We start from the raw sequence: 9,743 nt of genomic DNA, 5'->3' as shown, positions 1-9,743 counted from the left end.
GTAAATACTTGAAAACCAAGTTGTTTGAATAAATATGCAACAGATTGCGAACCTGCAAATGCGTCAAGAGCAGTATGTATATTTTTAGGAATATACTGTATCAGCCATTTTAGTAAAGTATATTTCGCCCCCAAATATTGTGGTTCGGGAAATTCGTAAGCAAAATATTGATAGTTTTTAAAAAGCATGTGAGATGTTTTTTTACAAAGGTATGGTAATGAATCCATTCAGAAAAATTTTGTTTGATACCTTTATAATTTTGTAACTGTTTGAATATTAATAAAACTCATTTTTAATTATTTTGCAATTGTAAGCAATATAAGAGAGTTTTTTTTATGTTTTTCTCATTTCATTATAAAAAAAATATTTCTTTTCTCTCAAAAGGATAAGAATAAAAAAAACATCTATCCTTCTCTCCATTTATTTTTTAAAGCAGGAACATAAAAAAATCCCACGCTTGAAAGCATGGGATCCGTTGACAAAAAGATAAAAATGTATTCTTACAAATTTAACCAGTAGGTAATTTTGAAAACTATTGCCCTATTTTTAAGTCCGTATGTAATATCAGAGTAATTATCTGTATAAACGAGGTATATATCTGAAACAGGTTGGAATCTCCATTGAATCCTGCTATTTATATTGACATTTTCTGCTTGGTTATTGTATTGGATAAATGTAGTCCAAAAGATATTTTTTGTAAAAGTAATATCTATCCTCGGACCTATCAGGACTAGGTTTGTATTTGTAAATTTTCTATTGGGATTTTTCTGATTATGGGAATCAAAATTTATAGAATTAAAATTTGCATTTATGGCTATGGTAGCATATTGTTGGTATCTGTATTCTATATTAAATCTTGTCCAGTAGAGTTGTGCTACATAATAAGCTGCCGTTCCTCCTGAAACTCTAAAATTAAAAGGTTTTCTTGGATTAGATGCATAAAATACTCCGACATCATACTGCCAAAATTCTTCATCTTTTTTTAAGAGTTCATCATCATTGCCGCTGGGAGAAAAATCATCGAAGAGTTTTACATAATTTCGGTTTCCAAAGAACCCGAATGCACTTGTATTTTGTAAGCTGAATTCCCATTCCGTTCCGATAGCGAAATCATTTATATCTACTCTATTTTTTTCAAAAAGAGTTTGGTTATTGGCAAATGTTTCTGAAAAAAACAATGCAGTAATATTATTTATATGTTTGGATTTTGGGTAAAAGTTTTTTCCAAAATAAGGTTGTGCTCTTAAAAAATTGTTTCTTGGAACATATCCCACCTTAGGATTAAAATTATCGGTAACCAGTTGATGTTCCCATCCCCAAAAATAATTGAGAGAAGTATACCCAAACCATAATCCATGGGATAATTCGGGTTTACTCGATGAAGTATTTTTATTGAAAGTGCTGTGCATATAAGATTTTCCGGTCCATTTTCCATCTTTAGAAGCAAGATTATAATCTATACCTGCTAAAGTATTAGAGGATCCTTCTTCTGGATTTTCAATATCTATTGGTTTACCTTCAAAATTTTGTTTATTTACTACTATAGCACCTATATTAGAGCGGGAAAAGAGTTTTCTTTGGACGGCAAGAACACTGTAATTATAAGAAGGTGTGTTTATTGAGTTATCGGCAGCTGTTTGCATGCTCATAGCACCCACTCTCCAATCGTTTCCAATCTTTCCGCTGAGTCGACCTCCTGCCCATATTTTATTTTGAACGTTTTGAGCGGTAGAAGAATCAATAGTTATGCCTATTCTTCGAGAAAAAAATGGGCGAGCATTACCAAAACCGAAATTGCTAAAAAGGTCTGCATTTTCTAAAAAAAACTGCCTTCGTTCGGGAAAAAAAAGCTCAAATCTGCTTATATTTGTTTGCTGTTGGTCTACCTCTACCTGTGAGAAATCAGGTAGCACAGTGAGGTCAAGATTGAGAGAAGGGGTTATGCTCACCTTTGCATCACCTCCTATATCATAGCCAAGTTTAGAAAGAACGGGATCAGATTCTTTATCTAAGGTATAATTTCCATTTATATATGGAATAAGAGATATATTCATTCCCGGTGCATGGAGTGGTTCTTCAAAATGTAATATTCCCGTATGAGCAAGGTTAAACATTTCGAACTGACGGGGCATCTTTACCCAAAGAGCTCTTTCGTTATACTTAGAATCTATTCTATAAAAATTTACATGCCATTCTTTGCTTCCCTCTTTATATCGTAGTGTTTTAAGAGGTATAGCCATCTCTGCTATCCAACAATTTGGATATACTTTTGCGGCAGAATACCACTTGTTATCCCAAGAAAGATTAAAATCTTCAGGGGAAAAACCACCATTAGATACCAAACCTTCTCTCTGAACTCCGTATGGATTGACACCAAAAAAGAATCCATTCGTTTTATCTAAAAAAGGGTCAAATACTACTGTTATCCCATCTGCATTTCCACCTCTAAAATCCCGTCTTAATGAGAGGGAAACATGTTTTCCGGGTAAAGAATCATACATTATGGCAGCGAAATAAATAAAATGTTCATCGTAAGCAAACATCCCTTGTGTCTTTGACTTCGAATACGATGTATCGTAAGGAAAATATTGATGAAAATCCCCTCCCCTTTCCGCATGCTTCCACGCTTCGTCATCTAAAACCCCATCCAATTTGACTGCCACTTTTGTTTTACGGATAAAAATCTCTTTTGTAGCCCCTGCACTATCCGTTTTAGAAAAAACATGGTATCCCCCACTTATAAAAAAAAGAAATAGAAAAATAATTTTCACCATAAACATATCTCTCATACTCAATGATAGCAAATAATTTGATTCAATAAACTGAAAAAATAGCATAGAAGAATAGACGAAAAAAAAATAAGAAAGTTGCATTAGAGCAAACATCAAGATGTTACGTTTTTTTTACTTTTCTATAGCCATAATTGACCAAAAACACTCCTGCAATTATAAAAATAAGGGCAAGGTATATAAAAACATTCAGTTTTTCATCTAATACAATCGCTCCCAAAACCACAGCAACCGCAGGATTAATGTAAGAGTAGACGGAAGCAATCCCCACAGGGAGATTTGATAAAGCATATAAATAACAAACAAATGCTCCTATAGAACCAAAGAAAATAAGATAGAGTAATGCAATAATTCCCTTGGTATCCACAAGGTGTATCCGTGAGAAATCATCAAAGAACAAACTACATACAAAAATGCCAACTCCTCCAAAAAAAAGCTGAAATCCCGAATTCATAATGACATTCTTATAATAGGGTGCCTTTTTTTTTATCAAAACCGTTCCCATAGACCATCCTATAACGGCTATAAACACCAACCCAATCCCCATTTGATATCTGCTATCAAAAAGTTCTATGAGATGTTCTTTAAAAACAAGCCCTATCCCTATTATTCCTAACAATAGTCCGAAAAGAACTATGCTATTTGGTTTTTCATTCCTATTAAGTATCATATTAATACATACTATCCAAACAGGCATAGTTGCACAAATAAGTGCGGCTAAACTACTGGATATATACATTTCTGCATATCCGACAAACCCATTTCCAAAGGTTATCATCAATAACCCGATGATGAATTGGTCAATTATATAGGAACGTGTGATTTTATTTTTGTGAGAACTTATAAAAACAAAGAGGAGTAATAACCCCCCCGCTAACATTTGACGTAATGCCGAAAAAAGAAATGCAGGAAATTGCGAAACCCCTATCAATAATACTAAATACGTTGTTCCCCAAACGATGGAAACATAACAAAGGGCTAAATACGCCTTAAACTCTCTACTCATAATGTTTTTTTAATGCGATAAAAGATTGTTCTCAAAAATATGATGTGAAAGTATTTGCTAAAAAGTGGTTTTTCTCTTCTTCATAATCTTAGAAGGATAAGAACTTTTTATGTTTTTTTATTTTTGCAATATAAGTATTTTAATGGTATTATTTCAAAATACCTTATTTTTTCACAAATATAGAATGGTTTTGTGAAAAATAAACAACTATCTCCTTTCTAAACTATAAAATACTTTCCAAATAAAAAACCATATAAAAAAATTATAAGAAACCTTGTATAAACTTCCATTTTTTATGTAATGGAAAAATATATACAGCATTATCCGAAACAAAGAATAAAAAACGAGAATAATTTGCAAATGTATTATAGTATTGTGAGATATAAAAACGAGTGATACAATCGCTCTATTTTCATTCTAAAATTTTCAAGAGATCAAATTATGTATTACAGTGTAATTTCGTTTTTTATAGAACAATTGTCTTTTTATTTTTATATATTTTAAAAAGTAGATGAATATGTGGACTACAGAATCATTATGGTTTGAGGTAGCGATTGTCAGTATAATTTTTGCTTTAGGTAATATCCTTATGGGGCATTTTGAAGAACGAACACCAAAAGTTAGAAGAGTAGGCAAGTATTTATTAATACTTATGTTAGTTTGCTTTGCTTCCGTATTTTTTGGTAGAATAATATCTATGACATTACTTTCTCTATTTATTTTCCCTGTTATATATATTCACGGGTATTATTTACCAAAGAAAAAAGGAATAAATGGATGGTCAGGTGAGCCTAAAAGTAAATACTACGAATTCCGTAAGTGGAACAAAGATATTTTTTCCAAATGACATTTTATACTTTTACTCATACAGCAAAGAATATTCATCGTATTCACAGAGCAGATGCAATATATGTGTTATAGTATACAACTATGAAAAAAGATTTTTCTTTCTCTCAAATAAGGACAGGATAATTTGTGATAATAACAGAGAGCGACTGTAAAAAGTGACTCTCTTTTTTTTGTTTCATTTTTGAAGGGGTGGATTTTTAGCAATATCTATCTAAAAAAACACATTATAGCGTTTGTTTTTTTTAAATATATTATAATAAAAAGATATTTTTTATTATAATTTTATTTATTGCAAAGATTGTTATTTTTTATTTATTTAAACACTATTCAATACGGTACTACTTTATAGAATTATATGTCATCAAGAGGAACATTTAGTAATAAATTTGGTTTTATTATGGCGGCGGCAGGGTCAGCGGTAGGCTTGGGTAATATATGGGGTTTCCCATTCAAAGCTGCAAATGGAGGAGGAGCGGCTTTTCTTTTTATATATATATTGTGTTGTTTCATTTTATGCTTTCCCGTTATGATAACAGAAATATCCATAGGGCGAAACACCACGAAAAATGCCATTGGAGCATTTCCGAAATTAGGATTTCCAAAATGGAGATTTGTAGGATTCATAGGGGTATTCTGCGGAGTGATGATACTTTCGTTTTACAATGTCGTAGCGAGTTGGGCATTCGGTTATTTTCTGAATCTCAGCATCGGTAATTTTGAAATAGGCAATCATTTTGCTGATTTTACAAAAGACATATATACTATTATTATCTATGCTTTTATTTTCATGTTTATAACCGGTTTTATTATTTCAAAAGGGGTGACGAAAGGAATAGAGCAAGCATCTAAAATAATGATGCCTACTTTATTCGCTATACTCATTGGATTAGTTCTGTATTCTCTTACCTTACCAAATGCCGTAATAGGAGTATCGTATTACCTTATCCCTGATTTTAGTGAGGTAAGTATTTCTACTATCTACATTGCTTTAGGACAAGCGTTTTTTTCTCTTTCTTTGGGAATGGGTATGCAACTCACTTACGGAAGCTACGTAAATAAAGCCGATAATATCGTTTCTTCTGCAATGTGGATAACTCTTACAGATCTTTCTGTAGCTTTTTTAGCAGGTTTTATGATGTTTCCTATCATTGCTTATATGAATAACGGAGATATGAGTAATGTTACGGGCGGACCTGGGCTTATTTTCGTGACTCTCCCCGGTGTATTTGAAACACTCGGTACGGTAACAGGTAGTATAGTAGGATCTTTGTTTTTCCTGCTTCTCTGTTTTGCAGCCCTCACCTCTACTATTTCACTACTAGAAGTTCCTGTAGCATGGTGCGTTGATGAATTAAAGATGAATAGGTCTATTGCCACTTGGGGAACAGCATTAATAATCTTTATTTTAGGGATACCATGCGTGCTGGCAAATGGGTATTCTGATTTTTGGACAAATTTCATAACATACGGAGGCAAAGAAACTCCTACTGATTATCTTTCCTTTGTAAATGACTTTGCAAGTGAATTATTACTTCCATTAGGAGGTACCATAATGACTTTCTTCGCCGCATATATATGGAAAACAAAAAATATGAACGAAGAAATTTGCTTGGGATATCCCAATTATAAAGGATCTTTTGTGGAATTATTTTTAAACTTCACAGTAAAATATTTTTGTCCCGTCATACTTTTTATAATTTTTATATTTACCATACTTAATAAATTTTTTGGAATAACTATTTTTTAACACCCAATGGCAAGAACAAGCATTTATCTTAATTTTAATCGTAATGCTGAGGAAGCATTTCATTTTTACAGGTCGGTATTTGGGGGAGAGTTTGGTAATAATGGGAAAATATCAAGGTTTAGAGATATGCCTCCTTCAGCAGAAAATCATTCTATTCCCGAAGAAGACAAAAATTTAGTGATGCACATAGAACTTCCTATTTTGGGAGGGCATATCCTTATGGGAACAGATGCCCCCGAGAGTATGGGTTTCTCACTCATTTTTGGAAATACTATACACATTACTTTAGAAACAGATACAAAAGCGGAAACGAAAAGATTATTCCACGCATTATCAAAAGAGGGTAAGATAACAATGGAACTGCAAGATATGTTTTGGGGAGCTTACTTTGGAAGCTGCACAGATAAATACGGAGTGCAATGGATGTTCAACTATTCTGAAAAAGTATGATACCATACCATATATAATAAACAAGAATAGTTTCTTAAAAATTCTTTTTACACAAATATTTAATTTTAAACGCATTGATAATGAAACCGTTGCAAAATTATAAAGGTTATTAATAAATACAAAAAATAATAGAGTAATTATTTCTATTTCACATACAAAATGTAGGTATATAAGGTATTCATCTGTTATGTCAATCTTACAACAATCGTACTTTCAGTTTTTTCAAGAACTGCGAGAGAATAATACAAAGGAATGGTTTTTAAAAAATAAAACGCGTTATGAGAAGGATGTGAAGTTTCCGTTTATAAATCTTTTAAAAGCAATATCAGAGGATATGCAAGATTCAGAACCCTATTTAATAGGGATAGATCCGAATAAATTTATTTTTCGAATTCATAAAGATCTACGGTTTTCAAAAGATAAAAAACCGTATAAAGAGTATATGACAGCTTTATTATCTCCTTTTGGAACAAAGGATAAAACATATCCTGGTCACTATATGGAAATATCTTGTGAAAAAATAATAATTGCCGGGGGAGTATATTGGTTTGAGGATAAAAATATGCTGGAAAGAGTTCGATATAAGATTTCAGATAATGGGGATATTTTTTCTAAACTTGTGAATGAACCATCTTTTATCAAAAATTTTGGTGGTATCGTAGGGAAAAAAAATAAAAAATTGCCAAAAGATCTGATGGATGCTATGGAAACACAGCCACTCATTGCAAATAATCAGTTTTATTGGTGGAAAGAACTCCCTTCTTCTAAAGCATTAGAAGATAATTTTGTCAATACTTTAAAAAATTATTTTGTGTCCGCCCAAAAATTAAACACTTTTTTTATAGATAGTATGCATAGAGTGTAAAAAAATTCACTATACGTTTATTGTATTTTTTTTATGAGGGAGGTCTCTATTTTTTTTATACTTACCTTATCTATTTTGTATTTTGTCATAGAGATAATTTTAAAAACGTAATCTGAAATAACCAGCACGTTATTCACTTGTGGTATATCTTTATTATAGCTTAAAATTAATCCAGATAAGGTTTCATAATCTCCCGTTGGTAAATAAAATTTCCCTTGATATCGCTGATTGATATATTCTATCTTGAGATGTGCTGCAAATATATATTCATTTTCATTTATTTGTTCTTCGTATTGGGTAAATTCATGGTGATATTGTGTTTGATCGTCTTTTATATCCCCAAGTATTTGTTGAACAAGAGTTTTAGTAGTCAGTATTCCTAAAAATTCTTTTTTCGCATTTATAACAACCCCTATTGATTTTCTTTTTTGGAGCATTTCTACCAATACTGTATAAGCCATTACATTCTCTTCAAAAAAAATACACGGGTATATATTATCTTCTATATGTATGAGATTGTGAAAAATACTCCTGATATGTATATATCCAATAATATTTTGTACAGACCCCCTATAAACTAAAATTCTTGATAATTTTGTTTCTATAAATTTTTTTTTTATAGAAGTTATATCATCAGTTATATTTATTGCTATAACATTCTCTTTTTTTAACATGCAATCTCGTATTTTTAGTTTAAAAAAATCTATTGTTTTAAAAAACATTTTCATATCCAGATTATGTTCTTTTATTTTAATTTCTGAAAGGGATATATTTTCTAAATATTGATTGAGATCAATAAGTCCAAATACAGGGTTCTCATTCGTGTATGTGAGTTTGAATATATATTTTACTATAAAAAAATAGAGGTATACTAGTAAGCAAACAATTGGAAATAAGAGGTAATAAAAAAAAACTATTGGTATGAGGAGTTGGAATAATAGTTTATTAGCATTCATCATAAAAATTATTTTAGGAGTATATTCTCCGATAATAATAATAATAAACGTAGATGTAAATGATTCTATAATAACCTCCATAATATATTTATAGGAGCTATCTGGAATAAAACTGTTTATATATGGATGTATGATGAGAGACAAGTAGTAGGTATATAATACTAATGAGATAGTATTTCCTACGAGCATTGTGGCAATAAAATGCGATGGGTTTTTGAAAAAAAGATCCATTATCCTTCTTTTATCAAATATCTTTTTAAAAAAAGAACTTTCTCCTACGGTTCCTCTTCTTATCAATATTTCTATTCGTAGTTTATTACATGATATAAAAGCTATTTCTACACCCGAAAAGAAAAAACTTAGGATAATGGCACATAAAACAATAGTAATATTTATAATTATATCACTCATTTTGTATATATCGGGTTAAAATATTTTTTTAGTAGGTATGAAAAACTATTGATAAAATTATCTATAGTGGTAAGATATGTATGTTTTATAAATTTGAGATAAAAAACGAAAAATAGTTTATATTTTTTACAAAACTCATAAATCTCACCATACAACTTTTCTTGTGTTATTATTTTTAAATGGAATAAGTAAATCTCTCTATATGGGTTCACTCCGAAAAGTTCTTTTCACAAAAATATTGAGTTTCAAAAATATTGATAACCAACCATTTACAAAACTACAAGTGTATCAAAAATGAATTTTTGTGGTGGACTCAATAAATATACACAAAAATTGGCATATCTCTCAAAAAAACAATATTTTTACATGTTTTTTTGATTCCCTGTACTAAAAACTATATAAGTTGTTAAATAATCTCTCCCTATTGAGAAAAATATAAAATTAAAAATTAACCCACCTCAAAAAGTTTTTTTATATTGGGTTTTAAAACTATTGGTAGCTGTTCCAAAATCATAAATGCATCAAAAGTGATTTTCAAGAACCCTTTGTGATAACTTAATGGATAATTACCTTCTCCGTTTTCAATATTTCTTCTTTTTCTCCATATATTATAATAACATATTCTCCTTTGGGTAACTTTCTCACATCTACTTTCAGCCCTAATTCATAA

Annotated in this window: 8 protein-coding genes; 4 read left to right on the top strand and 4 right to left on the bottom strand. The window is 30.6% G+C overall.

Annotated features, from left to right (window positions below):
* The 3 genes from QM536_04265 to QM536_04255 form a co-directional block, all read right to left on the bottom strand.
* Positions 1–227: DNA adenine methylase (locus tag QM536_04265; GenBank protein MDI9356228.1), on the bottom strand; the 227-nt coding region annotated here is incomplete at its 3' end.
* Positions 228–500: 273 nt separating this feature from the next.
* Entirely contained in the window at positions 501–2,663 is a 2,163-nt protein-coding gene (locus QM536_04260) for a DUF5916 domain-containing protein (GenBank protein MDI9356227.1), read from the bottom strand.
* 229 nt (positions 2,664–2,892) lie between these two features.
* Positions 2,893–3,795: an EamA family transporter gene (locus QM536_04255; GenBank protein MDI9356226.1), complete on the bottom strand. Its 903-nt coding sequence runs from the start codon at positions 3,793–3,795 to the stop codon at positions 2,893–2,895.
* A 517-nt stretch (positions 3,796–4,312) separates the two neighbouring features.
* Between QM536_04255 and QM536_04250 the strand changes: the two genes are divergently transcribed.
* The 4 genes from QM536_04250 (at position 4,313) to QM536_04235 (ending at position 7,706) form a co-directional block, all read left to right on the top strand.
* Entirely contained in the window at positions 4,313–4,642 is a 330-nt protein-coding gene (locus QM536_04250; protein MDI9356225.1) for a hypothetical protein, read from the top strand.
* Positions 4,643–4,999: 357 nt separating this feature from the next.
* Complete coding sequence (locus tag QM536_04245; GenBank protein MDI9356224.1) at positions 5,000–6,391, top strand: sodium-dependent transporter; 1,392 nt, start codon at positions 5,000–5,002, stop codon at positions 6,389–6,391.
* A 6-nt stretch (positions 6,392–6,397) separates the two neighbouring features.
* Complete coding sequence (locus QM536_04240) at positions 6,398–6,841, top strand: VOC family protein (protein MDI9356223.1); 444 nt, start codon at positions 6,398–6,400, stop codon at positions 6,839–6,841.
* 187 nt (positions 6,842–7,028) lie between these two features.
* Positions 7,029–7,706, top strand: coding sequence for a DUF2461 domain-containing protein (locus QM536_04235; GenBank protein MDI9356222.1), 678 nt, complete (start codon positions 7,029–7,031; stop codon positions 7,704–7,706).
* A gap of 17 nt (positions 7,707–7,723) precedes the next feature.
* Here the strand turns inward: QM536_04235 and QM536_04230 are convergent, their stop codons facing one another.
* Positions 7,724–9,073: a hemolysin family protein gene (locus QM536_04230; GenBank protein MDI9356221.1), complete on the bottom strand. Its 1,350-nt coding sequence runs from the start codon at positions 9,071–9,073 to the stop codon at positions 7,724–7,726.
* Positions 9,074–9,743 lie beyond the last annotated feature (670 nt).

Source organism: Chitinophagaceae bacterium (genome assembly GCA_030053935.1).
In the GTDB taxonomy this organism is placed as follows: domain Bacteria; phylum Bacteroidota; class Bacteroidia; order Cytophagales; family JASGCU01; genus JASGCU01.
The sequence above is the reverse complement of the archived record's forward strand: the minus strand, read 5'-3'. Positions and strand labels throughout refer to the sequence as shown.

What these genes read in the sequence shown, in the direction of transcription:
- QM536_04255 (MDI9356226.1), bottom strand. Translation starts at nt 3,795, where the DNA reads ATGAGTAGAGAGTTTAAGGCGTATTTAGCCCTTTGTTATGTTTCCATC.
- QM536_04250 (MDI9356225.1), top strand. Translation starts at nt 4,313, where the DNA reads ATGTGGACTACAGAATCATTATGGTTTGAGGTAGCGATTGTCAGTATA.
- QM536_04245 (MDI9356224.1), top strand. Translation starts at nt 5,000, where the DNA reads ATGTCATCAAGAGGAACATTTAGTAATAAATTTGGTTTTATTATGGCG.
- QM536_04240 (MDI9356223.1), top strand. Translation starts at nt 6,398, where the DNA reads ATGGCAAGAACAAGCATTTATCTTAATTTTAATCGTAATGCTGAGGAA.
- QM536_04235 (MDI9356222.1), top strand. Translation starts at nt 7,029, where the DNA reads ATGTCAATCTTACAACAATCGTACTTTCAGTTTTTTCAAGAACTGCGA.
- QM536_04230 (MDI9356221.1), bottom strand. Translation starts at nt 9,073, where the DNA reads ATGAGTGATATAATTATAAATATTACTATTGTTTTATGTGCCATTATC.